Raw genomic sequence first — 23,947 nt, forward strand, 5'->3', positions numbered from 1 at the left:
CTTCCAGTCACTGGAAAGATTACCTTTCCTGCATTACTTAGTTAAAGACGGAAAGCAGGACCATGAAGCACGAACACGCGAACCACCAGCACCACGGCCATAATTGCTGCGGCGGGCATCAATCCGTAGCAACCGAGGTCGTTCGCGATCCGGTATGCGGCATGGTGGTGGATCCTGACGCGGGCAAGCCAACTACCGAACATGGCGAGCGTGTTTTCCATTTCTGTTCGGCCGGCTGCCAGGCGAAGTTCGTCAAGGATCCGGAAGCCTATATCGAGGCGACGGATCCGGTATGCGGCATGAAGGTCGATCGGGCCAGCGCCAAGCATTTCCTGCGACACGACGGCGAGAAATACTACTTCTGTTCGGCGGGCTGCATGGCGAAGTTCGAGAAAGCCCCGGAGGATTATCTCGGCGACCGGCCCCTGCCGAAGCCTATGCCAGCCGGAACGCAATATACGTGCCCGATGCATCCCGAGGTCGTTCGGGACGGTCCCGGCGCCTGCCCGATCTGCGGCATGGCCCTCGAACCTATGGGCATACCGACCGGCGACGAAGGCCCCAATCCGGAGCTCGTCGATTTCACCCGCCGCTTCTGGATCAGCGCCTTCTGTTCGGTGCCGCTGCTCGTCATCACCATGGGGCCGATGCTCGGTCTCCCGTTCCGCGACTGGCTTGGCGAACGCCTCGCCATATGGATCGAGTTTGCGCTGGCAACGCCGGTTGTCGTCTGGGCGGCTATCCCCTTTTTCGAGCGCGCCTTTGCCTCATTCGTCAATCGAAGCCCTAACATGTGGACGCTCATTGCCATCGGCGTTGGCGCGGCCTACGCGTTCAGTGTCGTCGCGACGCTTTTTCCGGATATTTTCCCGCATTCCTTCCGTGGCCATGGCGGCATGGTTCCGGTCTATTTCGAGGCCGCCGCGGTGATCGTTGCCCTCGTCTTTCTCGGCCAGGTGCTGGAGCTCAAGGCGCGCGAACGAACCGGGTCGGCAATTCGCGCCCTGCTCGACCTTGCGCCGAAGACGGCACGCCGCGTCGGCGGGGACGGCGCCGAGATGGACGTTCCGCTCGACGAGGTCGCAGTGGGCGACAAGCTACGTGTTCGTCCCGGCGAAAGCATTCCTGTCGACGGCATCGTGCTCGAGGGGCGCACATCGATCGACGAATCCATGATTACGGGCGAACCGCTGCCGGTCGAGAAAGCCGGGCATGACCAGGTCACGGGTGGGACGCTCAATCGCAACGGCACGCTGCTCATCGAGGCCGAGAAGGTCGGCGCGGATACGGTGCTGTCGCAGATCGTCGGCATGGTCGCGGCGGCGCAGCGTTCGCGCGCGCCGATACAGGGCCTCGCCGACCGGGTTGCGAGCTATTTCGTTCCAACTGTCGTGCTCGTCGCCATTCTGGCATTCGCCGCCTGGGCGTTTCTCGGCCCCGAGCCGAGCATGATCCACGGCCTTGTCGCGGCGGTCTCGGTGCTTATCATTGCCTGCCCCTGCGCGCTTGGTCTGGCAACGCCGATGTCGATCATGACGGCAACGGGACGCGGCGCCCATGCAGGCGTTCTCATCAAGGATGCTGAAGCGCTCGAACGCTTTGCCGGCGTCGATACGCTGATCGTCGACAAGACCGGCACGCTGACCGAAGGCAAGCCACGGTTGACCGATCTCATCGCGCAGCCGCCTTTCAATGACGGCGAACTCCTGGCACTCGCCGCAGGCCTCGAAAAAGGTTCTGAGCATCCGCTGGCCGAAGCCATCGTCGATGGCGCCAGGGATCGCGGTCTTACAGTCCCCGACGCAACCGGTTTCGAAGCCGTGACCGGCAAGGGCGTTACCGGTATTGTCGGCGGGCGCACCGTCGCGCTCGGCAACCGCGCCATGATGCAGGATGTCGGCGCCGATGTTCTGCCGCTTCAGGAGCGCGCCGACGCGTTGCGCGCCGCAGGCAAGAGCGCACTGTTCATCGCCGTTGACGGCAAGGCCGCCGGCATTGCTGCCGTTGCCGATCCGATCAAGGCGACGAGCGCTGAGGCGATCCGCCTGCTGCACGCTGCGGGTCTGAAGATCATCATGGCGACAGGCGACAACGCCGTGACCGCTCGGGCCGTGGCTTCGCAGCTTGGCATCGATGAGGTGCGCGCCGATATGCTGCCCGAGAGCAAGAAGGCGCTGGTGGATGAACTGCGTCGTGGCGGCGCCAGGGTTGCGATGGCTGGCGATGGCATCAACGACGCGCCGGCCCTCGCCGCAGCCGATGTCGGCATCGCCATGGGTACGGGCGCGGACGTCGCCATGGAAAGCGCGGGCATAACCCTCGTCAAAGGCGACCTCAACGGCATTGTCCGTGCGCGTCATTTGGCCGAGGCGACGCTTCGCAATATCAAGCAGAACCTCTTCTTCGCCTTCATCTACAACGTGCTCGGCGTGCCGGTCGCCGCGGGCGTGCTCTATCCGGTCTTCGGCCTTCTGCTTTCGCCGATGCTTGCCGCCGCAGCAATGAGCCTTTCGTCGGTTTCGGTCATTGCCAATTCGCTGCGCCTGCGCACCGTCAAACTGTGAGGTTGCCATGAATATCGGTACCGCTTCCGACAAATCCGGCCTGCCACCCAAGACGATCCGTTATTACGAGGATATTGGCCTGCTGAAGCCCGGACGCGCGGAAAATGGCTACCGCGACTATTCCATGTCCGATGTGCATAAGCTGCGCTTCCTGCAGCGCTCGCGCGGCCTTGGATTTTCCGTCGAGGAATGTCGACAGCTCCTTGCGCTCTATGAGGACAAGGAGCGCGCCAGCGCCGACGTAAAGGCAATCGCGCAATCGAAATTCGGCGAGATCGAACGCAAGATTCTGGAACTACGCGAGTTGCAGCACACGCTGCAACATCTGGTCGCTCATTGTCACGGCGACCAGCGGCCTGACTGCCCGATCCTCGAGACGATTTCAGGAAGGAACTAACGGAAGGTCAGACAAGCGTCGAAACAACATCGGCGGAAATGCGCAGTTCGCGCATCGGCCGGACCACTGCCGTCGTCTCACTATAGATCGGATGCGCCTTGTAAGCCGCCAGCGCTTCGGCATCCTTGAACTCGCCATAGACCACGACATCGATCTCGCCGGAGATCGGATCCGTCTTCGTGTTCTGCATCACTTCGAACACATTCGAATGCGGAATTTCGCCGAGGCGCTTCAGGCCCTCGACAATTGCTCCCACGTCTTCCTTGTTCCGGGCACTGAAAAACACAATATGACGGATCACGGCTAGGCTTCCTGCTGCATAGTTTGCGCGGGACTTTCCACACTCGGCCGGTTGCGTCAATAGATGTGCTGTCGCAGCCCAGCCGATCCACGCCTTGGCTTTTCCGACAAAGCTGGGGTAAACGTTCTGGCCTGTCCCTGAGATTTGAGTATGGGCCGCATAAAACAGCTTGAGGCATCCATGGCCGATTACGGTCAAAAAAACAGACCCGATCCCGACAGACTTCTGCAACTTGCGACGCGCGAAACGCGTGGCAAGCTCACGGTGTTTCTCGGCGCGGCACCCGGTGTCGGCAAAACCTACGCCATGTTGCAGCGCGCCCGCCGCCTCAAGGAAGAGGGCGAGGATATCGTCGTCGGCATTGCCGAAACCCACGGACGCGCCGAGACCGCCGAATTGCTCAAGGGGCTGGACGTTATCCCGCGCAAGGAAGTGACCTATCGCGAACGGCTTCTCGAGGAATTCGATATCGATGCAGCCATCGCGCGCAAGCCGAAAGTGCTCATTGTCGATGAGCTCGCCCATACCAACGTTCCCGGCAGCCGCCACCCCAAGCGTCATCAGGATGTCGAGGAACTGCTCTGGCTCGGCATTGACGTCTGGACAGCCATGAACGTCCAGCATCTCGAAAGCGTATCCGACATCGTATCGAGCATTACCGGCGTCACGGTGCGAGAGATTGTCCCCGATACGGTGTTGAAACGCGCCGACGATGTCCTTCTCGTCGACCTGCCCCCGGCGGAACTGATCGAACGCCTGAGAGAGGGCAAGATTTATCTCCCCGGCAATGCGGAGCGGGCGGCCGAGGGCTTCTTCAAGCCTGCAAACCTCACTGCCCTGCGCGAGCTTGCGTTGCGGCGTACTGCCGATCGCGTCGACGATCAGATGATCGATATTCTGCGCCAGCAGGCGATCGAAGGTCCGTGGGCGACGGGCGAGCGCCTCCTCGTCTGTGTCGGTCCCGACAGTCTGTCCGACAAGGTTGTGCGCACCGCCAGTCGTCTCGCTTCCGGTCTCAATGCGCGTTGGCTTGTCGTTTCGATGACGCAGACCAGCGATCTCGGCGGCGAGACCGGCAAGCGCATCGACGCCCTGCTCGATCTTGCCGAACGCCTCGGTGCAGAAACACGGCGCGTCATCGCCGACGACTTCGTCGAGGAAATCTTCCGCATTGCCCGACGTGAGAATGTCACGCAGATCGTTGTTGGCCGTCCCAAGCCAAGGCGGCTCGCCAATCCGTTCCGCCGGTCCCTCCCCGATGAAATCATCAAGCGCTTTACCGATGTCGGCGTTCATATCGTCACCGGCGAAGAACAGGACGTTTCCTATGCGCCGCCCAGACTGCGCAAGCGCTCGCCGCTGGAACTTGCCCTCGCCGTTGGCGTGCCCGTGGCAACGACGGGTGCGACGACACTGCTCGGCCTGACGGCCAGCAATGTCGTGCATCCGCAGAATCTTTCGATGGTATTCCTCGTTGCCGTTATCCTTTCCGGCATGATCTGCGGGCGTCTTTCGGCCGTGATCGCGGCTGGCCTTGCCTTTGTCTTCTATAATTTCTTCTTTCTCGAACCGATACACGATCTCAGCATCGCCAAGCCGCACCAGCTGCTGTCGCTGATCATATTCCTCGCCGTCGCGCTGATGATCGGCGACCTCACCGGCCGTTTGCGCGAACAGGTGGGCCGCTCTCGCCAACAGGCGAAGAACACGCAGGCACTTTACGAATTTTCGCGCAAGCTCTCGGGTACGGCGCGACTGGATGACGTGCTTTTCTCGACGGCGACGCACTTGCACGCGACCTTCGGGACCGGCGCTGCCATCTTGCTTCCGGACGAGGGTGAATTGAGCGTGCAGGCGGCTTGGCCGCCAGATTCGAACCTCGATGGCACCGACATGACCGCAGCGCGCTGGGCTTTTGAGAAGAACGAGCGGGCTGGCCACGACACCGCGACATTGCCGCAGATCGGGTGGGAATTCCTGCCCATCCTCACCTCGCATGGCGTTGCAGGCGTCATTGGTCTCCAAATGGACGACCGCGACGTTCTGACCGAGGAGGACGACCGCATGCTGACAGCGATCCTCGATCAGGCGGCCATTGCCATCGATCGCGCACAACTTGTAAAGGAAAACGCGAAGACGACCGCCCTGCAGGAGAGCGAACAGCTGCATACGGCGCTGTTTTCATCGCTTTCCCATGACCTTAAGACGCCACTTGCCTCGATCACCGGTGCGATCACGACCCTGCGCCAGCTCGGCGACCGCATTAAGCAGGAGAGCCGGGATGACCTTCTGCTTTCAATCGAGGAGGAGGCCGGCCGCCTTACACGCTTCGTCGCCAATCTCTTCGACATGACCCGTATCGAGGCCGGCACCCTGAAGATCAGGAATGTGCCGCTCGATGCGTCGGAGGTCATCACCGCCTCGATCGATCGCATAAAGAAGCTCAAGCCCGATATTGTCGTCGATATCAGCGTCGCCCCCGACCTGCCGATGGTCAAAGGTGACGCCGCAATGCTCGGGCAGGTCCTGTTCAATCTCCTCGACAATGCAGCAAAATATGCTGGCGATGGCCCGGTTACGATCTATGCGCGCCAGGACGACAGCGAAGTGGCCATCAGCGTCACCGACCAGGGCAAGGGTATTCCGCCCAAGGATCTCGACAAGATTTTCGACAAGTTCTATCGCCGTACCAAGGGCGATGGCCGCGCACCCGGAACCGGCCTCGGGCTTTCGATTGCGCGCGGCTTCGTGGAATCGATGGGCGGGACGATCAAGGCGGAAAGCCCTGCCGTGCGCAAGCGTGGCACCAGATTCATCATCCGCCTGCCCGTCGCCAATCCAGCAGGAGCGCATGAATGAACCAGCATCGCATCCTCGTTGTCGACGATGAGCCGCAAATACAGCGGTTCCTGCATCCGGCACTGACGGCGTCGGGTTACGAGGTCATTCAGGCGGCGACCGGCGGCGAGGCGGAGCGCCTGGTCGCAACGAGCGCGCCGGACCTCGTCATCCTCGACCTTGGCCTGCCGGATAAGGACGGCAAGGACGTCATCGAGACTGTGCGCGCATTTTCCGATGTTCCGATCATTGTGCTTTCGGCACGTGACCGCGAGGCGGAAAAGATCGCCGCGCTCGATCTCGGCGCGAATGACTATGTGGAAAAGCCCTTCGGCATCGGCGAACTTTTGGCACGCATCCGAACCAGCCTGCGCCGCCAGGTGGCGGGGGCGAGCGTTCCCTCGCGCTTCGAAGTGAATGGTCTCGTCGTGGATACCGCAAAGCGCATCGTGACGCGCAACGATCAGGAAGTGCACCTGACGCGCAAGGAGTACCAGTTGCTGGTCCACCTTGTGCTCCATGCGGGCATGGTCGTGACCCATCGCCAGTTGCTCGCTTCCGTCTGGGGAGCGGCCCATGTCGAGGATCTGCAATATTTGCGTGTGTTCGTCGGGCAGTTGCGGGCAAAGATCGAGGACGATGCGAACAACCCGCAGTTCATTCGCACCGAGCCCGGCGTCGGCTACCGATTCATCTCCGAGTGATCAACCGAGCGTCGAGTTGAAGGCGCCGCCGTCGAGCAGGAGATTCTGGCCGACGATGAAGCCGGAATACTGGCTGCAGAGGAATGCCGCGGCCGCGCCGAATTCCTCAGCAGTGCCGTAGCGTCCTGCGGGATTGTCGGCATAGGCCTCTTTCCGCGCTTCCTCGATCGATATGCCCTTTTCCTTGGCGGAGCGCTCGATGAAACCCTTGGTTCGGTCGGTGTCATGCGATCCGGGCAAGAGATTGTTGATGATAACGCCATGGCGCGCGACCTGACGCGACGTTCCCGCGACGAAACCGGTAAGGCCGCTGCGCGCAGCGTTGGAAAGCCCGAGCTGCGCGATCGGTGACTTGACGGAACCCGAGGTAATGTTGACCACGCGTCCCCATTTGCGCTCGATCATACCGGGCAAAATCGCCTTCATCAGCAGGATCGGCGTCAGCATGTTGTTGTTGATCGCCTTCAGCCACTCTTCTTCGCCCCAGTCGGACCAGACACCGGGAGGCGGTCCGCCAGCATTGTTGATAAGGATGTCAGGCTGCGGTTCGGCCTGAAGCAAGGCTTGCCGCCCGGCCTCCGTAGTGACGTCCTCCGCCACGATCTGAACCTTCACGCCGTACTTGCCCGCTATCGCATCCGCAGTCGCCTTGAGCGTCGACTCGGTGCGCGCATTCAAAGTCAGATCGACACCCGCCTCAGCAAGCTTTTCTGCTACGCCGCGCCCCAGCCCCTTCGAACTCGCACAGACGATAGCGCGTCTGCCCCTGATACCAAGATCCATCTCATCCTCGCCGATTCTTTTCCGGGCACTGGTTATCGACAATTCTTGGCCGCTTTGACAAGCTCTGGTTGATCAAATCAGCGGCAGATCCTGGAAATGCAGCAATGACCACTTTCGGCGCGACAGTCCTTTGGGAAAAGCAGGACAGCGAACCTTTCAGCGACAGCAAGTATAGCCGTGCCCATGTCTGGCAGTTCGATGGCGGCGCCGAAGTTCCGGCTTCGTCGTCGCCCCATATTGTCCGCGTTCCCTTCTCCGAGCCCGCGAATGTCGACCCCGAAGAAGCCTTCGTTGCATCGCTGGCGAGCTGCCACATGCTGTTCTTTCTTTCGATTGCAGCGAAGAAGGGCTTTGTCGTCCGCCAGTATCGTGACGCTGCCGAGGGCGAACTTGCCAAGAATGAAGGCGGCCGGCTTTATGTGAGCCGGGTTACGTTGAAGCCTGGCATAACCTACGTTGGCGCGGCCCCAGATCGCGACACCGAAGCCGGCATACATCACGAAGCCCACGAACAATGCTTTATCGCCAATTCCGTGCTCACGCACGTCGTGGTCGAAGCCGTTCAAGGCGCAAGGGAGGAACAAGACGATGCATGAACTGAGGATTAGCGACGCGGTCAACAGGAATTGTCCCTGGTCGGGCGATCCGATCAAGGAGGATAGCCTCACGCTCTACAAGGGCGCGGTCGTTGGCTTTTGCAACCCCGGCTGCCGCGACAAGTTCGAAAAGGCGGTCAACCATTTCGAAGCGGCGCTGGCGCGCGTAGCGCACGCAAATCCTTAGAACCGGACTTACTTTAACAACACCCCGAGTGATTTAGGCCACTCGCCGATTGACAGCCTGCCGATGTTGCGATACTTAAGTATATGCTTAACAAACAGGACAAGCTCGATCTCATGTTTCAGGCGCTCGCGGATCCGTCCCGACGCAGCATGATCGAGCGGTTGAGCAAGGGACCAGCCTCGGTCAGCGAACTCGCCAAGCCCCTCACAATGTCGCTGCCGGCCGTGGTACAGCATTTGCAGGTTCTCGAAGCGAGCGGGCTGGTGCGGTCTGAAAAGGTCGGGCGCGTGCGCACCTGCCGTGTCGACTGGGTGGCACTGCAGACGGCCGAGGACTGGATGATGGATCGGCGCAGGACGTGGGAACTGCGCCTCGACAGGCTCGGCGATTTCCTCGCCGATCAAACAAAGGGATAAAAGCATGACCAAGCGATCCGTGACGCATGATACTTTTACTCTCGAGCGTAGCTATCCGGCTGCGCCAGCCCGGGTGTTCTTCGCATTGAGCGACCCGCAAGCGAAGGCAAAATGGTTCAAGGGCCCCGAGGAATGGGGGCCGGCCCAGCACCAGATAGATTTCAGGGTCGGCGGACGCGAAGTCAGCATTGGCGGCCCCAAGGAAGGACCGCAGCACCGCTTCGATGCGATCTACCAGGATATCGTGCCGGACCAGCGCATTATCTACACATACGAGATGCATCTCGACGGCAAGCGCATCTCCGTATCGCTGGCAACGCTCGAACTGAAGCCGGAAGGCACCGGAACGCGGCTGGTCCTAACTGAACAGGGCGCCTTCCTCGACGAGTTCGACAATCCGGCCGTGCGCCGGGGTGGGATGGACTCGCTGCTCGACGCACTCGGCGCATCCCTTGAAGCCGTGCCAGCAAACGCCTGAGCGAAATCACTAACTGTTGCCGGGTCCGGCGCCATCGCCCGATCCGGCAACCACTGTCTGATTGAGCGTTTTGATCCGCCCCTGACGCTTCAGCTGTTGTTCGCGGAAGAAGATGAAGAGGCCGGAAGCGACGATGAAGCCCGACCCGATCAACATCGACATGCGCGGTACGTCACCGAACACCAGCCAGCCGAAGACAATTGCCCAGAACAGCAACGTATACTGCAGCGGCGCTACGGTTGCCGCGTCCGCGAGCTTGAGAGCACGGTTGACAAGGACATGGGCGAGCATGGCGACGACGCCGAGAAGGCCGAGGAGCAGCAGATCGCGCACGCTGACCGGCTTCCAGTCAAACACGATGGCGACGAGCCCCGCCGCGCCGGCACCGACGATCTGCCAGAAAACCAGCGTCGTATCAGGTGTCCCGCGCAAGGACCGGCCAAGCAGCAGCATGAAGGCAAATGCCACGCTGCCTAAAATCGAGATAATCGCTTGCGGTGTCAAAGCCTGAGACGACGGTTCGAGCGCGATGACCACGCCGACAAAGCCGATGATGATAGCGCTCCAACGACGCCAGCCGACGGGCTCCTTCAGGATAAAGGGCGAGACCGCGGCCACATAGATGGGCGCCGCCAGCCAGTAGGTCATTACGTCGGCAAGCGGCAGGTAGACCACGGCGAAATAGAAGGCGAATACCTCCACGGTCGAGAGAACCGCGCGCAGCAGCTGCAGGCGCGGGCGATCGACCTGAAACAGCTTCTCCGGACCGTTGAACCATATGAACGGCGCCAGGATGATGAGCGCGGCGACGCTGCGGATGAAAACCACCTGCCCCACCGAATAGGTCGACACCAGCCATTTGCCCATCACATCGTTGAGAGAAAACATAAGCATGCCAAGCAGCATCAAAACGACGCCGTTGCGGGCTGCAGGCGATGCGGATGCGTGAATATGGGTATCCGATGGAGCGGACATTCGGTTCTATCCTGGGGAGATTTTTAATCCGGCTGGTTTGCGCTATTTTTCTTGGCCAATCCAGCCCAAACAACCAAAAGCCCACCTGTGGCGCGAAAATAAGCAGATTTAGCCCAACCATTTGCAATGTCAGCCATAATCTCGACTTGAATTTGTCCTTTTAGGGAAGACAGCTTGTCTGGGGAAGCGTTCATAAACATTCAAATCGGATGCTCGTGTGCATCAATAAAGTGGTCATTAACCAATAAATCGGATAGTCCAGCTATTCGGTGCTTTGGAAAACGGTCAGGATTGGAACGATATTGTCTAGCGTGAGTGAAGCAAAAACCGGCCTATCGAAGACAGTTTTCCCGATCAGCGGCCGCTGGTTTGGACCCTTTGTCCTTTTCCTGTCGATGCTGTTTTCCTCCGCCGAGGCCTTTGCCGAGACCCGCACATTGCGGCTCTATTTCGTCCACACCAACGAACGCGCCGAAATAACCTTCAAGCGGAACGGCCGTTATCAGCAGGACGGCCTCAACAAGTTGAACCGTTTCCTGCGCGACTGGCGCCGCAACGAACCGACGAAGATGGACCCCCGCCTGTTCGATCTCGTCTGGCAGGTCTACGACAGGGTTGGCGGGCGCGATTATATCCATGTGGTTTCGGCCTACCGCTCTCCGGCAACCAATTCCATGCTGCGCTCACGTACGCGCGGTGTAGCCCGCAAGAGCCAGCACATGCTCGGCAAAGCCATGGACTGGTACCTGCCCGGCGTGAAGCTTGCGACCCTGCGTGCCACTGCCCTGCGCTACGAGGCTGGCGGCGTCGGTTATTATCCTCGTTCGGGATCGCCCTTCATTCACACCGACGTCGGCAATGTCCGCCACTGGCCGCGCATGAGCCGCAAGGAACTTCTCGCGGTCTTCCCGGACGGCAAGACGATCCATGTTCCATCCGACGGACGACCGCTGCCCGGCTATGAACAGGCGGTCGCCGCCTATGAAGCCCGCCGTCGCAACGGCAGCTCGATACAGATTGCAAGCTCGTCATCGGGCTCCAGCCGGAAAGGCAAGACCCTGTTCGGCCTGCTCTTTGGCGGCGGTGCGGACGAGGAAGAGGATTCGAGCGAGAGCTCTGTCGCGGTCGCTTCAACGGCCAAACCCTCGCGCGCCGTTGCCCAGGCTCCGGCAGGCGAGGACGCGGACGATGGCGGTACGGCTCCGGTAGTGGCGGCACAGCCGCAACCAGCGGCAGCGCCTGCGGCAACCGCAACTCCGGCTGCCCCGGAGCTACCCGCCCGGGTTCCGCAGCCTTTGGCCGCGCCGCGCCAGGAAGCACCGGCGCCCGTCGCCATAACGCCCGAAGACAATGCCGCTCTCGCCTTTGCCGTGCCGGTACCGCTGCGCCGTCCAGACTACGCGCCGACACCCGCGCCGGGCGATCCTTCGACACTTAATGCGCTCGCACAGAACACTGCCGCGGTCGCCGTGCCCGAGACGCGACCCGACGACAGCGCCAGCGCGATCCGCGAACTCATCGCAGCAAATATCGAGCAGCCCGCCGAGGCCGCCGATCAGTCCCAACCGGCCATGGCCAACGCTCTTGTTCCCGTGCCCTTCGACAAGCCGAAGCAGCCAGACATGAAGGTTGCTTCGGTCGTCCCCGGCCAACGCCCGGTCGTGGCCGCAGCACCTGCCCCTGCCGCCGCAGAACAGGACGTCATCGCCGTTCCCGATGACAGTCTTAGCCCGGAGGCCATCATTGCTCAGGCGGATGTCGACCATGACGACGATTCCGCCGACCTCGTCGCGCCGATGCCCACGACGAGCGGCACCACAGGCGGACGGTTGCAGCCGCAGCAGAATGTTCAAATGGCGGCGGTTCAACCACAGACGTCCCTCCGTCGCACAATGCTCGAAGCCAAGGGCGACCCGGTCGCCATGCTCGACAGCGGCGTGAAGACCACCAGCAAGAAGGCCAAGCCGCACCGCCAGGCAGCACAGGGGCAGACGGCAAAGGCAATCCAGGTGTCCTCCGACCTATCGGATAGGGCGTTATCCTCCGAACAGGTCGCCGCCACAGCGCCAGAGGTGGTGCCGGCGGTTCTGCGCAACAGCTCGATGCGCAAGGCGCCGACGACGGTCTATACCGCCGGCTTCCAGCAAGCATTGCCTGTTGCTGACGCCAACAAGTTTACCGGCAAGGCCGTGACCTTCATGCAGATTGCGCGCTTCCAGCCGACCAGCGGCATGTAACGGCTGCAAGAACCCGAGACGAGCAACGGCGGCTTCACAGCCGCCGTTTTCTGTTTGGGCTCAGACCAACCCGCCATTGGCCCGCACGACCTGTCCATTGATCCAGCCGCCATCGGGACCCGCTAGAAACGAGACGACGCGGGCGATATCATCCGGCTGTCCAAGCCTTTCCATGGGCGCAGCCTTGCTGAGCTGCTGGACAAGTTCCTCGCTCTTGCCTGCAAGGAAGAGATCGGTTGCAACCGGCCCCGGCGCAACGGCATTGACCGTTATGTTGCGGCCGCGCAGTTCCTTGGCGAAGATGCGCGTGAATGTTTCGACCGCCGCCTTGGTGCCGGCATAAACGGCGTAGCCCGGAAGGTTCGTCCCGACCACCGAGGTCGAAAAGTTGATGATGCGGCCGCCATCGCCCATCCTGCCGGCAGCCTCGCGCATCGTGTTGAATGTGCCCTGAACATTCGTGGCAAACTGCTGTTCGAAAACCGCGTCGCTGGTTTCGGCAAGCGGCTGAACCTTCATGATGCCGGCATTGTTGACGAGAACGCTGACCTTGCCGAGTTCCGCCTCGACAAGATCGAACATGCGGCGCACTTGCTCGGCCTTGGCAACATCCGCCTGCACGGCGATCGCCCTTTGGCCCGCCTTGCCGAGCTTGGCCGCAAGCGCCTCGGCTTCCCTGGCGCTGTTCGCATAATTGATGACGACGGCAAAACCGTCTTTTGCGAGCCGCTCTGCAACCGCCGCACCAATACCACGCGCTGCGCCTGTGACGATTGCGATCCGTTTATCGGTCTGTGTCATTCGATGGAACTCCCCTGTCACGTTGACATTTGCTCCACTATGCCGCAAATCACTTTCTGCATAATTAGCCAATAATTGGCATGACTATTCGATATTCTATAACAATTGAACGAGAGCAAGCGCCGGCATGGATCGTTTTCGCGATATGCAGATATTCGTACGCATCGTCGAGCGGCGCAGTTTTAGCAATGCTGCGGACGATCTCCACATTCCGCGTGCGACAGTGACCAACGCCATGCAACGTCTTGAAGAGCGCCTAGGTACGCGCCTGCTCGACCGCACGACACGCCAGGTCAACCCGACACTCGACGGCGAAGCCTATTACGACCGTTGCCTGCGCCTCCTCGCCGACATGGAGGAAGCGGAAGCATCGTTCCGCGACTCGGCGCCGAAGGGTCTTTTGCGGGTAAACCTGCAAGGCACGTTGGCGCGACATTTTGTGATACCGGCACTGCCCGATTTCCTCAATCGTTACGCCGCCCTCGAACTCAGCATCGGCGAAGGCGACCGGCTTGTCGATCTCGTTCAGGAGGGAGTCGACTGCGTCCTGCGCGTCGGCGACCTCAAGGATTCCACCATGGTCGGACGCAAGATTGCCGAGATGCAGCAAGTGACCTGTGCGAGCCCGGCTTACCTTGCCCGGCATGGCGAGCCAAGGAGCCTAGATGACCTCGCCGGACATCAGGCCGTCAATTATGTTTCAAGCGGTACGGGCAAGCCGTTTCCGCTGGAATTCGCCACGCAAACAGGTCTCAGACTGGTGAACTTGCCGGGACCCGTTTCGGTGACGGGCGCGGATATTTATGCCGCATCCGCAATTGCCGGCCTCGGGCTCATCCAGGTGCCACGTTATCGAATCGCGAATGAACTTGCTGAAGGAAGCCTGCGGGTCGTTCTACCCGGGAGCCCGCCCCCGCCAATGATCGTTTCGGTGCTCTATCCGCAGAACCGCCAGCTTTCTTCGCGCGTGCGCGTCTTCGCCGACTGGCTCACCGAAATATTCGCCAGGGCGCCGCTCTAGGTTCTGCGCAGCAAGGTCTCGAGTTGGGTTGCGCAGGCGCGCAGCGGCGCCGCGCTTTGGCTGGTCTTGGCCATCGCCATCGCCCCCGAATAGCTGGCGACCACGAGCGTGGCGAGATCGTGCGCGCGTGCTTCGTCCATTTCCGGATGATCAGCGTGCAAGCGGAAGGAAAGCGCGGCGCGCCAACGATCGAAGACGGCGTTGACCGCTTCGCGAAAGTCCGGATCGGCCAAGGATAGTTCGAGCGCGAGGTTGTTCAGCGGGCAACCGGTCACTGCCCGGTTATGCTCGAGCGTATCAGCAACACCGTTGAACACCGCACGAATCCCCGACGCGGCCGATGATGCATTTGAAACCGGCTGGATGGCGGTCGCCTCGACTTCCGGCGCCACCCGCTCGGCGATGACGGCAAGGCCTAGCGACTTCTTTGTCGCAAAATGATGGTGCAGCGCACCTCCGGTGGTGCCCGCTGCCCGCACGACGTCATGCACGCTGGTCGCGTTGTAGCCGTGCCGCTGGAAAAGGTCGGCGCCAACATCAAGGATCCGGGCCCGCATTGCCTGCGGATTATTGGTGCGCTTCGGCTTACCTGCAGCAACCACGGCCGGGGCTCCGGGGCCATGCTTTTCGCTCATGGGCGCCACACCGCGCGTTTTCAGTTCGTTCTCAGCCAAGATCCAGATCTCCTTTCCTTCAAGGATAGCGAGATTGACAAAACAGGACAACCGGTCTTTTATTTAAACAGGATGCCCTGTTTGTTTTGGAGGATGAATGTTCAAGACTGTTGAAACCGCCCATCCTACGGACGGCGAGCCGGGGCAAAGCCCGATCATGGAGCTACGCCGCTACAGGTTGCATCCAGGGCGACGCGACGAATTGATCACACTCTTCGATGCTGAATTCATCGAAACCCAGGAAGCCTGCCGCATGCGTGTCATTGGCCAGTTCCGTGATCTCGACGATCCGGATGCATTTGTCTGGCTAAGGGGATTTTCCGGCATGCGAGAACGGCATGCTGCGCTGACAGCATTCTATGACGGACCCGTCTGGGCGAGACATCGCGATGCTGCCAATGCGACGATGATTGATTCCGACGATGTGCTTCTCCTGCATCCCGCAGGCGATTCGGGAGGCTTCAGGTTTCCAGATGCCCGACCCGGGCATGGCTGCGAGCAGCCCTCCCCGGCAATCTATCAGGCATTGACATATAGACTGAAGGAACCCGCTGAAAACGCGTTTCACTCATTTCACCGCAATGAACTGGAGCCGATTCTCGACCGGATTGGCGATATACGCATTGCAATTTTGGCTTCGGAGCACAGTGAAAACACTTTTCCGCGGCTTCCCGTGCGGCTCGGAGAAAATGTTTTCGTGGTCGTCTCCCGCTTCGACGATCTTGCCGCCCATGCCGATTTCAACAGACGGCTGACAAACGACATTGCATGGCAGCGCGTGCAGGAGGCGCTCGAAAGCTATTTGATCGCGGATTCCATCGTAGCAAGGTTTTCGCCGACGGGCCGCTCCGCGTTGCGATGAACCTGCGGCTGGCGCTCACCAGCTGCGGCGACCGACTCGCGTTCCCTACGCTGAATTCTGCGACCGAGTTCGATGCCGGGCCGCTCGATCAGAACGTGCGCCGCCAGCGCCGCGAGAACCAGCACAACAATGACCACGCATATCATGATCCAATAGTATGCGTCGGCGGCCAGAGCGAATGCACGCAACGGCGGAATGGCGAAGATTGAAAACAGCGCGAGGCCCTGCATCAGATAAATGCAATAACTGATTTCTCCGAGCCGGATCGAAGGCCGCGCGACCAGCAGCCCGAAAAGGGTGCCGCCGCTTAACATCAAGTAGAAGGACGCTCCGATTAAGACAGACACATCCGGGCGATAGGATGTTTCATAATTCATTCCTATGACTGCGAGTATCGCGGCAATGCCGATCGACGCAAACGCGGGATGCAGTCGCAGCACCAAACTTTCATCTTCAAGCGATGCGCACACCATACCGAAGCCAAAGAGCGAATAGAGTGCAAACTGGCGGTCCGGCGAGATCAAGGCAAAAATCAGCGCCAGCATCGTTGCGAGCACCGCGAAGGGCAGGTGCAGGCGATCACGCCGCGCAAAAATTGCAAGGAACGGCAGCGCGAAATAGAAAAGCCATTCATATTGCAAGGTCCATGTGACCCCGGCCGTCAGGGTGCCTATGCCCGGGGCACCATTTATCTCGACAAGCGGAAAGATACCAAGGGACAGGTTTTGGACGAGTTCCATGAAAAACTGCGGCGCTGGCACGTTCAGGCGCGCGCCGGACCTGACGAACATGATGGCCATGGCGATCGAGGCGACAAGCAGGTAGACCGGGCCCAACCTGAACAGGCGGCCTAGCATGAGACTGGCAAAATCAAGCGATCCCCTCGCCCTGACGATCTTGCCCCAGAACAGATAGCCCGTGATCACGAAAAAATAGGCAACACCCAATTGTCCGGCCAGGGTGTAGAAGCGCGACGGTGGCACTGCCCAGGCGCCATTGCGCATGAACTCATAGTAAATGATGGAATGGTGGAGCACGACGGCAAGTGCCAGAAATCCCCGCAGCCCATCCACCGCATCGATGCGCCGACCCCTGGCTGGACCGAATCCCGCCCGATCGAAGACCGGCAGGCAAGCGAGCAGCATGACCAAGCCAATAGCGATGAATGATGGCCAAATGGCATAAACGGTCATTCAGGAGCGGTCCACCATGGACAATTTACCCGGCATTCGCACATAAACCGGAGTGATGCAACGCCCGTGCGGGCGGCACATCTCCTCGTAGTTGATCACGATATATAAACGTCCCAGGCCACAAGCGGCAAATACGCAATTGTCAGCGCTGCGTATACCTTGCGCGACCTGGCGAAGAAGGTTGCGACGGGCAGTACAATCATTGGAACGTCCGTCAAAGCCCATGCAGACAAAGGCGACGATTTGAAAAAGAAAATATTCACGAGGAAAGCGAGCAGGAGGAAACCAGTCAGCGATAGGAGAGCGTATCGCCCGTCATGTTCAAAATAGGCGCGCAGCCCGTTTTTTTCATCCTCACTTCTGCTCGGCAGCATAAGCGCTGCCGATAGGAAGAGCATCAGAGTGAGAAGAACAAGGAAGATAAAATCTGGGAAAGAAAACGTTGGCTTCACAGATGGCAGCAGGGTAATGGCCCACCAGTATTGAAGTTGGATAGTGAACAGGATTGCCGCCCATGCGAGCGACACCCAGTCAAGTGGACTTTCGCGCCGGATGCGGAACACAGTGACCAAGCCAAGCAGAAGGCGTGTCACCCCCAGCCCCAGGACCATTGAGAGAACGGTTACAATCCTGCCGAAGTCGGTCATAAATACAGATCGCGGTTTTTCTCAGGAGAAAGAACTCGCCCTGTTGTAAACTGGCATTCTTAACAAATCGCATTGGCACGCCAAACTGGGCTCGGGTGCTCCGATGTGAGATTTCCAAAAGAGATCGGATTATTTTATGAAATTTGGTGGAGCCAAGCGGGATCGAACCGCTGACCTCTTGCATGCCATGCAAGCGCTCTCCCAGCTGAGCTATGGCCCCATTCCAATCGGCCGAAAAGGCCGCGCCGGATAAACCGGCAAACTGTTCGGCAAGGTCTGGCGCCTTGCCCGGGCGGGTACTTATCTCCCGCCGCCGGGAAGATCAAGTCCTGTTCGCCGGTTATTTTCGACGAACAGGATTATTTGAAATCAATTCTCGTCGTCGTCGCCAATGCCGCCGCCGAGGATGTCGGTGACGTCGTCGTCCTCGTCTTCCTCGTCTTCGGCAAGGAACGTATCGTCGTCGTCGGAATCTTCCACCTCAACATCGACATCATCGCCGAGGTCCGGAACATCCTCGCCGCTGTCGGCATCCGCATCCTCGAGCGAAACGAATTCCGGCTTCTCGAGCGCAACGTCGAGTTCTTCGGTTTCGACCTCTTCTTCCTCTTCGCGCGCGGCGGCCGCGGTCGAATCGAAGTAGCTGAGCGGGTAGCTCTTGCCCGTATACGGCGAAACAATCGGATCGCGGTTCAGATCGTAGAACTTCTGCCCGGTCTCCGGGTCAATTCGCTTGGTGCCAAGTTTGGGATTTGCCACGTTTTGCCTCGCGTTCTGGCTGCGCCCGCATCCGGTCAACATTCAGGTCCCTAAACCCGACCGTGCATGCAAGCGCTCATCAAAAATGGATTTCTGGTCCCATAAACGCAATTCAGCGTATTTGTCAAAGTGAAAAAAGCCCGCACACGCGAATGCATTTGCGAGATGACCGCATCTTCAAGCTGTGTTACCAACGCGGCCGCACCCTGCCAGCCCTTTTCATTGTGATTGCTCCATGTCCCACACTTCATTGCCCCGCCCCGCTACCGCCCGTCGCTCGAAGGCCCTTTCGGGCGATATCCGCATCCCCGGCGACAAGTCGATCTCGCATCGCTCCTTCATGTTTGGCGGCCTTGCCTCCGGCGAAACCCGTATTACCGGCCTGCTCGAAGGCGAAGACGTGATCAACACCGGTCGCGCCATGCAGGCCATGGGCGCGAAGATCGCCAAGGACGGAGATGTGTGGATCATTCAGGGTACGGGCAATGGCTGCCTTCTCGAGCCGGAGGCTCCGCTTGACTTCGGCAATGCCGGAACCGGCGCACGCTTGACCATGGGTCTCGTCGGCACCTATGCGATGGAGACGACGTTCATCGGCGACGCCTCGCTCTCGAAACGCCCGATGGGCCGCGTGCTCAATCCCTTGCGAGAAATGGGCGTGCAGGTCTCGGCCGCGGATGGCGACCGCCTGCCGTTGACGTTGCGCGGTCCCAAGGCGGCGGCCCCGATCACATATCGCGTGCCGATGGCGTCAGCGCAGGTCAAATCAGCCGTGCTTCTCGCCGGCCTTAACACTCCGGGCATAACGACCGTGGTCGAGCCGGTAATGACGCGCGATCACACCGAGAAGATGCTACAGGGTTTCGGCGCCAATCTTTCGGTCGAGACGGACAAGGACGGCGTCCGCCATATTCGTATCGAGGGCCAGGGCAAGCTTACCGGACAGGTAATCGACGTGCCCGGCGATCCGTCCTCGACGGCTTTCCCGCTGGTCGCGGCGCTGCTCGTCCCCGGCTCCGACATTACCATTCGCAACGTGCTGATGAACCCGACGCGCACCGGCCTCATCCTGACATTGCAGGAAATGGGCGCAAATATCGAGGTTCTCAACGCGCGTCTTGCCGGCGGCGAAGACGTCGCCGACCTGCGCGTGCGCTCGTCCGAACTCAAGGGCGTCAGCGTGCCGCCGGAGCGCGCACCCTCGATGATCGACGAATATCCCGTCCTCGCGGTCGCAGCGAGCTTTGCCATGGGCGAGACGCTCATGCACGGACTCGATGAACTGCGCGTCAAGGAATCGGATCGTCTCTCGGCTGTCGCCAACGGGCTGAAAACCAATGGAGTCGATTGCACGGAAGGTCCGGAAAGCCTCAGTGTGCGCGGCCGTCCGGACGGCAAGGGCCTTGGCGGCGGTACCGTCGAGACGCATCTCGACCACCGGATCGCTATGAGCTTCCTCGTCATGGGGCTTGCCGCCGAAAAGCCGGTGACTGTCGACGACGCGACGATGATCGCGACGAGCTTCCCGGAGTTCATGGAGATGATGACCAGAATGGGCGCGGAGATTTCCGAAGACGGCGCGCAAGGCTAGATCGGTTCCGATTGCGCATGATTGCATCTGAACAATCCGCACAATTATCAGCATGCCGTGCGCGCGACCGGGAGCGCCTCGGACAATGAGCGCGCTCCTTTCGGCCATCACGGTCTATTTCCTCTACGCCATGTCGAGCGTTCCTTGCCTGGTCTGGGCCGGACGCAGCGCCTATGCCGGCACGATCGCCAGCAGGGAGCCCCGGCCATGGCCGGGCACGGCCAGAACAATCCTGTGGGTTGCGCTTCCTTTGCTCTTGATCTTCCTTTATGCGTGGAATGTGTCTGACACTGCATCCGGTGCAGTGAATGCAGAGGCTGAAGGCGCCAGCGATTGGATGCCCTATCAGTTTCTGCTCTTGCCATCGGCGCTCGGTTCGATCGCCGGCTACGGCATAGGCTTTATCATGGGCAAGAGAAGGGTCGCTTGATGTTTTTCCTGCTGACGTCATTTGCCATCGTCGCCATTCCCTATGCGGTCGAACGCGCGGGCCTTCGCGTCCGCTTCGGCCTGTTTGCGCTGCTTTTCTGGCTCTTCATCTTTCAGTTCGTTCTCATTTTTCTCATCGATACGATACTGCAGAATTTTGCCGCCACCCTGCCCGGCTGGCTGGAATCGATGCTGTCGACCATCGGCGGGTTTGCTTTTGTGACGATAGGCATCACCCCGATCATCACGCTGGTACTTGCGGCTGCCTACTCGCTGTTTGCGCTCTGGCAATGGGCTTTCGACAAGGAAGAAAAAGAAGACGCAGCACCGCCTCAGACGCATTTCACGATTGCGATCGACGGACCGGCCGCTTCGGGCAAGGGCACGCTTGCCCGCCGTATCGCCGATGCCTACGGCTACCACCACCTCGATACAGGCCTTACCTACCGCGCGGTGGCGAAATCGCTCATGGACCAGAACATGCCGCTCGACGACGAGTTCCTTGCCGAAAAGGCAGCGCGCAGCGTTGACCTTTCGAGGCTCGACCGGGATGTCCTTGCCGCCCACGACATTGGCGAGGGCGCGTCGCGCGTCGCGGTGATGCCGGCGGTGCGGCGCACGCTCGTCGCTGCACAGCAGAGTTTTGCGGCACGCTCACCGGGCGCGGTGCTTGATGGCCGCGATATCGGCACGGTGGTTTGCCCGGATGCGCCGGTGAAACTCTATATAACTGCCTCGCCCGAGGCGCGCGCCAGGCGCCGCTACGACGAGATCAGGTTGAATGGCGGTTCGGCGACGTATGAGGATATCCTCAACGATTTGCGGCGCCGCGACGCACGCGACATGGGCCGAACCGATTCGCCCTTGAAGCCCGCTGGCGACGCGCACTTGCTTGATACGACAGAAATGGATATAGAGACCGCGTTTCTCAGTGCCAAAACCCTGATCGATCAGGCCTTGGCGCGAAACATGCATTCTAAACGATAACATTTGCCGCCATCCCATGCACCGGATTGCCCTTCAAAGGGCGGGTTGGCATGCAAATGAACCGCAACACGAACCACCGGTGCTGTGTCCGATGTATTTTCCGGACACTCCAGGAGTATGTATGTCTCAAGCCAATCCAACGCGCGAAGATTTCGAAGCTCTTCTCGCCGAGTCCTTTGCCACCAACGATCTTGCTGAAGGTTACGTTGTAAAGGGCCGTATCGTCGCCATCGAAAAAGACATGGCGATCATCGACGCCGGCCTCAAGGTTGAGGGCCGCGTTCCGCTGAAGGAATTCGGCGCCAAGGCCAAGGACGGTTCGCTCAAGCCGGGCGATCTCGTCGAAGTCTATGTCGAGCGTATCGAAAACGCTCTCGGCGAAGCCGTTCTGTCGCGTGAAAAAGCACGCCGCGAAGAGAGCTGGGTCCGCCTTGAAGAGAAGTTCAATCGCGGCGAGCGCGTCGACGGTGTCATCTTCAACCAGGTCAAGGGTGGCTTTACCGTCGATCTCGACGGCGCCGTTGCCTTCCTGCCGCGTTCGCAGGTCGACATCCGTCCGATCCGCGACGTCACCCCGCTCATGCACAACCCGCAGCCATTCGAAATCCTCAAGATGGACAAGCGTCGCGGCAACATCGTTGTCTCGCGCCGTACCGTTCTTGAAGAGAGCCGCGCTGAGCAGCGCTCCGAAATCGTCCAGAACCTCGAAGAGGGCCAGGTCGTTGAGGGCGTGGTCAAGAACATCACCGATTACGGTGCGTTCGTTGATCTCGGCGGCATTGACGGTCTGCTCCATGTGACCGACATGGCATGGCGCCGTGTCAACCATCCGTCGGAAATCCTGTCGATCGGCCAGACCGTCAAGGTCCAGATCATCCGTATCAACCAGGAAACCCATCGTATTTCGCTCGGCATGAAGCAGCTCGAAAGCGATCCGTGGGATGGCATCGGTGCCAAGTACCCGATCGGCAAGAAGATCACCGGTACCGTCACCAACATCACCGACTACGGTGCATTCGTTGAGATCGAGCCCGGCATCGAAGGCCTGATCCACGTTTCGGAAATGTCCTGGACGAAGAAGAACGTGCATCCCGGCAAGTTGCTCTCGACCACGCAGGAAGTCGAAGTCGTTGTTCTCGAAGTGGATCCGGTCAAGCGCCGCATCTCCCTCGGCCTCAAGCAGACGCTCGACAATCCGTGGACGACCTTTGCAGAGAAGTTCCCGGTCGGCACGATCGTCGAAGGCGAAGTCAAGAACAAGACCGAATTCGGCCTGTTCATTGGCCTCGACGGCGACGTGGACGGCATGGTTCACCTCTCCGACCTCGACTGGAACCGTCCGGGCGAACAGGTCATCGAAGAGTACAACAAGGGTGATGTCGTCAAGGCTCAGGTTCTCGACGTCGACGTCGAGAAGGAGCGTATCTCGCTCGGCATCAAGCAGCTTACCGGCGACAAGGTCGGCGAAGCCGCTTCCTCGGGCGAACTGCGCAAGAACGCTGTTGTAACCGTTGAAGTCACCGGGATCACCGATGGCGGCCTCGAAGTTCGTCTGGTCGACCACGACCTCGACACCTTCATCCGTCGCGCTGACCTCTCGCGTGACCGCGACGAACAGCGTCCGGAACGCTTCACGGTCGGTCAGAAGGTTGACGCCCGCGTCATCGCCTTCGACAAGAAGACCCGCAAGCTGCAGGTCTCGATCAAGGCGCTTGAAATCGCCGAAGAGAAGGAAGCTGTCGCACAGTACGGTTCGACCGACTCCGGCGCTTCGCTCGGCGACATTCTGGGCGCTGCTCTGAAGAAGCAGGAAAAGAACTAAGCGTCTTTTTTAGTCGAAAACCAATGACCCGCCGGTGCAAGCCGGCGGGTTTTTCTATGGGGGTCTGGCAGCGTCAGATCGTGTCGAACTGCACGAGGATGAAGGCGATCTGGACTATAAGCGCGAGGCAGACGAGAACGATCTGCGCGTTGGGGCGGCGAAGGTAAATGCCAAGGCCGGCAATGCCGATCAGGAACAGATTGCGGAAGGGATATTCAGGGCCGAGCGAGCCAAAATGCGCCTTGCCCTTCATCGCAGTATCAAAGAAATCGACGACAAAAATCGCGATCAATATGCCGAAATACCACGCCCTTCGCGACATGAAGTAGTCTTCATAGCCGGAATAGCCCTCCATGCTGTCCGGGAAAAGCAGCGCACAGGCAAGGAAATGAATGCTCGCGAAGAAGATAACGAAGAGATAAGCCTCGAAAGTCCATTGCACGAGTTCGTGCAGATAAAACTCGAACCACCAGAAATGCACGACGGTGAGAAAGGTAAAGAGCACCCAACCGAGATGCACGGCAAATATGTTCTTGCGCTGGGGATGCTGGATGATACGTGCGACACCGGTCAGCAGTCGCGAGACGCTCAGGCCGAGGATGATGCCGATGATGACGCGCACATGGGTGAAGACTTCCGGATCGGGTATGCGGCCTTCCAATGCGTATCCTCCCCCGTCGTAAGC

25 protein-coding genes and 1 tRNA gene are annotated in these 23,947 nt (G+C 59.9%); 15 read left to right on the top strand and 11 right to left on the bottom strand.

Annotated features, from left to right (window positions below; translation table 11 throughout):
- Positions 1 to 62 precede the first annotated feature (62 nt).
- Both BLR72_RS08265 and cueR read left to right on the top strand, forming a co-directional pair.
- Positions 63 to 2,564: a heavy metal translocating P-type ATPase gene (locus BLR72_RS08265; RefSeq protein WP_091947238.1), complete on the top strand. Its 2,502-nt coding sequence runs from the start codon at positions 63 to 65 to the stop codon at positions 2,562 to 2,564.
- 7 nt (positions 2,565 to 2,571) lie between these two features.
- Positions 2,572 to 2,961, top strand: coding sequence for a Cu(I)-responsive transcriptional regulator (gene cueR / locus BLR72_RS08270; protein WP_091947240.1), 390 nt, complete (start codon positions 2,572 to 2,574; stop codon positions 2,959 to 2,961).
- A 7-nt stretch (positions 2,962 to 2,968) separates the two neighbouring features.
- Here cueR and BLR72_RS08275 read toward each other — a convergent pair whose 3' ends face one another.
- Positions 2,969 to 3,262, bottom strand: a complete 294-nt coding sequence (locus tag BLR72_RS08275; RefSeq protein WP_091947242.1) for a Dabb family protein — start codon at positions 3,260 to 3,262, stop codon at positions 2,969 to 2,971.
- Positions 3,263 to 3,442: 180 nt separating this feature from the next.
- On the opposite strand from BLR72_RS08275, the gene BLR72_RS08280 reads away from it, so the two are divergent.
- Together BLR72_RS08280 and BLR72_RS08285 are read left to right on the top strand one after the other, a co-directional pair.
- Positions 3,443 to 6,121, top strand: a complete 2,679-nt coding sequence (locus tag BLR72_RS08280) for a sensor histidine kinase (protein ID WP_091948564.1) — start codon at positions 3,443 to 3,445, stop codon at positions 6,119 to 6,121.
- Entirely contained in the window at positions 6,118 to 6,804 is a 687-nt protein-coding gene (locus BLR72_RS08285) for a response regulator (RefSeq protein ID WP_091947245.1), read from the top strand. The genes BLR72_RS08280 and BLR72_RS08285 overlap by 4 nt, the downstream gene beginning before the upstream one ends.
- On the opposite strand, the gene BLR72_RS08290 is transcribed toward BLR72_RS08285, so the two are convergent.
- Positions 6,805 to 7,587 carry an SDR family oxidoreductase gene (locus tag BLR72_RS08290; protein WP_091947248.1) on the bottom strand — a complete coding sequence of 261 codons (783 nt, stop codon included), beginning with the start codon at positions 7,585 to 7,587 and terminating at the stop codon, positions 6,805 to 6,807.
- A 104-nt stretch (positions 7,588 to 7,691) separates the two neighbouring features.
- Between BLR72_RS08290 and BLR72_RS08295 the strand changes: the two genes are divergently transcribed.
- The 4 genes from BLR72_RS08295 to BLR72_RS08310 all read left to right on the top strand — a co-directional run bounded on the left by BLR72_RS08295 (position 7,692) and on the right by BLR72_RS08310 (position 9,264).
- Positions 7,692 to 8,183 carry an OsmC family protein gene (locus BLR72_RS08295; protein WP_091947251.1) on the top strand — a complete coding sequence of 164 codons (492 nt, stop codon included), beginning with the start codon at positions 7,692 to 7,694 and terminating at the stop codon, positions 8,181 to 8,183.
- Positions 8,176 to 8,370 (top strand): eL24 family ribosomal protein, encoded by a 195-nt coding sequence (locus tag BLR72_RS08300; protein ID WP_036813545.1) that lies wholly within the window; start codon positions 8,176 to 8,178, stop codon positions 8,368 to 8,370. Before BLR72_RS08295 ends, BLR72_RS08300 begins: the two co-directional genes overlap by 8 nt.
- An 83-nt stretch (positions 8,371 to 8,453) precedes the next feature.
- Positions 8,454 to 8,786 carry an ArsR/SmtB family transcription factor gene (locus tag BLR72_RS08305; protein WP_027230823.1) on the top strand — a complete coding sequence of 111 codons (333 nt, stop codon included), beginning with the start codon at positions 8,454 to 8,456 and terminating at the stop codon, positions 8,784 to 8,786.
- A 4-nt stretch (positions 8,787 to 8,790) separates the two neighbouring features.
- Positions 8,791 to 9,264, top strand: coding sequence for an SRPBCC family protein (locus BLR72_RS08310; RefSeq protein ID WP_091947254.1), 474 nt, complete (start codon positions 8,791 to 8,793; stop codon positions 9,262 to 9,264).
- Positions 9,265 to 9,273: 9 nt separating this feature from the next.
- Here the strand turns inward: BLR72_RS08310 and BLR72_RS08315 are convergent, their stop codons facing one another.
- Both BLR72_RS08315 and BLR72_RS22425 read right to left on the bottom strand, forming a co-directional pair.
- A complete protein-coding gene (locus BLR72_RS08315) occupies positions 9,274 to 10,239 on the bottom strand; it encodes a DMT family transporter (protein WP_091947257.1) in 966 nt (321 codons plus the stop codon).
- 23 nt (positions 10,240 to 10,262) lie between these two features.
- Positions 10,263 to 10,433 carry a hypothetical protein gene (locus BLR72_RS22425; RefSeq protein WP_210183726.1) on the bottom strand — a complete coding sequence of 57 codons (171 nt, stop codon included), beginning with the start codon at positions 10,431 to 10,433 and terminating at the stop codon, positions 10,263 to 10,265.
- Between the two features lie 117 nt (positions 10,434 to 10,550).
- Here BLR72_RS22425 and BLR72_RS08320 point away from each other — a divergent pair, with 117 nt between their 5' ends.
- Positions 10,551 to 12,476 (top strand): peptidoglycan L,D-endopeptidase MepK, encoded by a 1,926-nt coding sequence (locus tag BLR72_RS08320; protein WP_244506659.1) that lies wholly within the window; start codon positions 10,551 to 10,553, stop codon positions 12,474 to 12,476.
- Positions 12,477 to 12,536: 60 nt separating this feature from the next.
- Here BLR72_RS08320 and BLR72_RS08325 read toward each other — a convergent pair whose 3' ends face one another.
- Complete coding sequence (locus BLR72_RS08325) at positions 12,537 to 13,277, bottom strand: SDR family oxidoreductase (protein WP_091947260.1); 741 nt, start codon at positions 13,275 to 13,277, stop codon at positions 12,537 to 12,539.
- A gap of 127 nt (positions 13,278 to 13,404) precedes the next feature.
- On the opposite strand from BLR72_RS08325, the gene BLR72_RS08330 reads away from it, so the two are divergent.
- Positions 13,405 to 14,298, top strand: coding sequence for a LysR family transcriptional regulator (locus BLR72_RS08330; protein WP_091947263.1), 894 nt, complete (start codon positions 13,405 to 13,407; stop codon positions 14,296 to 14,298).
- Here BLR72_RS08330 and BLR72_RS08335 read toward each other — a convergent pair.
- On the bottom strand, positions 14,295 to 14,972 hold the full coding sequence (locus BLR72_RS08335) for a TetR/AcrR family transcriptional regulator (RefSeq protein WP_244506660.1): 678 nt from the start codon (positions 14,970 to 14,972) through the stop codon (positions 14,295 to 14,297). The genes BLR72_RS08330 and BLR72_RS08335 overlap by 4 nt on opposite strands.
- A 97-nt stretch (positions 14,973 to 15,069) precedes the next feature.
- On the opposite strand from BLR72_RS08335, the gene BLR72_RS08340 reads away from it, so the two are divergent.
- Entirely contained in the window at positions 15,070 to 15,834 is a 765-nt protein-coding gene (locus BLR72_RS08340) for an NIPSNAP family protein (protein WP_091947266.1), read from the top strand.
- On the opposite strand, the gene BLR72_RS08345 is transcribed toward BLR72_RS08340, so the two are convergent.
- The 4 genes from BLR72_RS08345 to BLR72_RS08360 all read right to left on the bottom strand — a co-directional run bounded on the left by BLR72_RS08345 (position 15,771) and on the right by BLR72_RS08360 (position 18,433).
- Entirely contained in the window at positions 15,771 to 17,027 is a 1,257-nt protein-coding gene (locus tag BLR72_RS08345; RefSeq protein WP_091947270.1) for an acyltransferase family protein, read from the bottom strand. The two genes, BLR72_RS08340 and BLR72_RS08345, sit on opposite strands and share 64 nt — an antisense overlap.
- Positions 17,028 to 17,122: 95 nt before the next feature.
- Positions 17,123 to 17,674: a hypothetical protein gene (locus tag BLR72_RS08350; protein ID WP_027230832.1), complete on the bottom strand. Its 552-nt coding sequence runs from the start codon at positions 17,672 to 17,674 to the stop codon at positions 17,123 to 17,125.
- A 144-nt stretch (positions 17,675 to 17,818) separates the two neighbouring features.
- Positions 17,819 to 17,894 (bottom strand) — tRNA-Ala (locus tag BLR72_RS08355).
- A 149-nt stretch (positions 17,895 to 18,043) separates the two neighbouring features.
- Positions 18,044 to 18,433, bottom strand: a complete 390-nt coding sequence (locus BLR72_RS08360; RefSeq protein ID WP_027230833.1) for a TIGR02300 family protein — start codon at positions 18,431 to 18,433, stop codon at positions 18,044 to 18,046.
- A 235-nt stretch (positions 18,434 to 18,668) separates the two neighbouring features.
- Here BLR72_RS08360 and aroA point away from each other — a divergent pair, with 235 nt between their 5' ends.
- From aroA to rpsA, 4 genes are all read left to right on the top strand, one after another.
- The gene (aroA, locus tag BLR72_RS08365; RefSeq protein WP_091947273.1) at positions 18,669 to 20,024 is read left to right on the top strand and encodes a 3-phosphoshikimate 1-carboxyvinyltransferase; all 1,356 of its coding nucleotides are present in this window, start codon (positions 18,669 to 18,671) and stop codon (positions 20,022 to 20,024) included.
- Between the two features lie 85 nt (positions 20,025 to 20,109).
- Positions 20,110 to 20,454 carry a hypothetical protein gene (locus tag BLR72_RS08370; RefSeq protein WP_091947276.1) on the top strand — a complete coding sequence of 115 codons (345 nt, stop codon included), beginning with the start codon at positions 20,110 to 20,112 and terminating at the stop codon, positions 20,452 to 20,454.
- A 347-nt stretch (positions 20,455 to 20,801) separates the two neighbouring features.
- The gene (gene cmk, locus BLR72_RS08375; RefSeq protein ID WP_244506677.1) at positions 20,802 to 21,440 is read left to right on the top strand and encodes a (d)CMP kinase; all 639 of its coding nucleotides are present in this window, start codon (positions 20,802 to 20,804) and stop codon (positions 21,438 to 21,440) included.
- A gap of 121 nt (positions 21,441 to 21,561) precedes the next feature.
- Positions 21,562 to 23,262 carry a 30S ribosomal protein S1 gene (rpsA, locus tag BLR72_RS08380; protein ID WP_027230837.1) on the top strand — a complete coding sequence of 567 codons (1,701 nt, stop codon included), beginning with the start codon at positions 21,562 to 21,564 and terminating at the stop codon, positions 23,260 to 23,262.
- Positions 23,263 to 23,335: 73 nt separating this feature from the next.
- On the opposite strand, the gene BLR72_RS08385 is transcribed toward rpsA, so the two are convergent.
- A complete protein-coding gene (locus BLR72_RS08385) occupies positions 23,336 to 23,923 on the bottom strand; it encodes a hypothetical protein (protein ID WP_091947279.1) in 588 nt (195 codons plus the stop codon).
- Positions 23,924 to 23,947 lie beyond the last annotated feature (24 nt).

This window comes from Phyllobacterium sp. YR620 (genome assembly GCF_900104165.1).
GTDB lineage: Bacteria > Pseudomonadota > Alphaproteobacteria > Rhizobiales > Rhizobiaceae > Phyllobacterium > Phyllobacterium pellucidum.

Excerpts from the sequence above, each read along its gene's own strand:
- BLR72_RS08265 (WP_091947238.1), top strand. The coding sequence starts at position 63 with ATGAAGCACGAACACGCGAACCACCAGCACCACGGCCATAATTGCTGC.
- cueR (WP_091947240.1), top strand. The coding sequence starts at position 2,572 with ATGAATATCGGTACCGCTTCCGACAAATCCGGCCTGCCACCCAAGACG.
- BLR72_RS08280 (WP_091948564.1), top strand. The coding sequence starts at position 3,443 with ATGGCCGATTACGGTCAAAAAAACAGACCCGATCCCGACAGACTTCTG.
- BLR72_RS08285 (WP_091947245.1), top strand. The coding sequence starts at position 6,118 with ATGAACCAGCATCGCATCCTCGTTGTCGACGATGAGCCGCAAATACAG.
- BLR72_RS08290 (WP_091947248.1), bottom strand. The coding sequence starts at position 7,587 with ATGGATCTTGGTATCAGGGGCAGACGCGCTATCGTCTGTGCGAGTTCG.
- BLR72_RS08295 (WP_091947251.1), top strand. The coding sequence starts at position 7,692 with ATGACCACTTTCGGCGCGACAGTCCTTTGGGAAAAGCAGGACAGCGAA.
- BLR72_RS08300 (WP_036813545.1), top strand. The coding sequence starts at position 8,176 with ATGCATGAACTGAGGATTAGCGACGCGGTCAACAGGAATTGTCCCTGG.
- BLR72_RS08305 (WP_027230823.1), top strand. The coding sequence starts at position 8,454 with ATGCTTAACAAACAGGACAAGCTCGATCTCATGTTTCAGGCGCTCGCG.
- BLR72_RS08310 (WP_091947254.1), top strand. The coding sequence starts at position 8,791 with ATGACCAAGCGATCCGTGACGCATGATACTTTTACTCTCGAGCGTAGC.
- BLR72_RS08315 (WP_091947257.1), bottom strand. The coding sequence starts at position 10,239 with ATGTCCGCTCCATCGGATACCCATATTCACGCATCCGCATCGCCTGCA.
- BLR72_RS22425 (WP_210183726.1), bottom strand. The coding sequence starts at position 10,433 with ATGAACGCTTCCCCAGACAAGCTGTCTTCCCTAAAAGGACAAATTCAA.
- BLR72_RS08325 (WP_091947260.1), bottom strand. The coding sequence starts at position 13,277 with ATGACACAGACCGATAAACGGATCGCAATCGTCACAGGCGCAGCGCGT.
- BLR72_RS08330 (WP_091947263.1), top strand. The coding sequence starts at position 13,405 with ATGGATCGTTTTCGCGATATGCAGATATTCGTACGCATCGTCGAGCGG.
- BLR72_RS08340 (WP_091947266.1), top strand. The coding sequence starts at position 15,070 with ATGTTCAAGACTGTTGAAACCGCCCATCCTACGGACGGCGAGCCGGGG.
- BLR72_RS08345 (WP_091947270.1), bottom strand. The coding sequence starts at position 17,027 with ATGACCGTTTATGCCATTTGGCCATCATTCATCGCTATTGGCTTGGTC.
- BLR72_RS08350 (WP_027230832.1), bottom strand. The coding sequence starts at position 17,674 with ATGACCGACTTCGGCAGGATTGTAACCGTTCTCTCAATGGTCCTGGGG.
- aroA (WP_091947273.1), top strand. The coding sequence starts at position 18,669 with ATGTCCCACACTTCATTGCCCCGCCCCGCTACCGCCCGTCGCTCGAAG.
- BLR72_RS08370 (WP_091947276.1), top strand. The coding sequence starts at position 20,110 with ATGAGCGCGCTCCTTTCGGCCATCACGGTCTATTTCCTCTACGCCATG.
- rpsA (WP_027230837.1), top strand. The coding sequence starts at position 21,562 with ATGTCTCAAGCCAATCCAACGCGCGAAGATTTCGAAGCTCTTCTCGCC.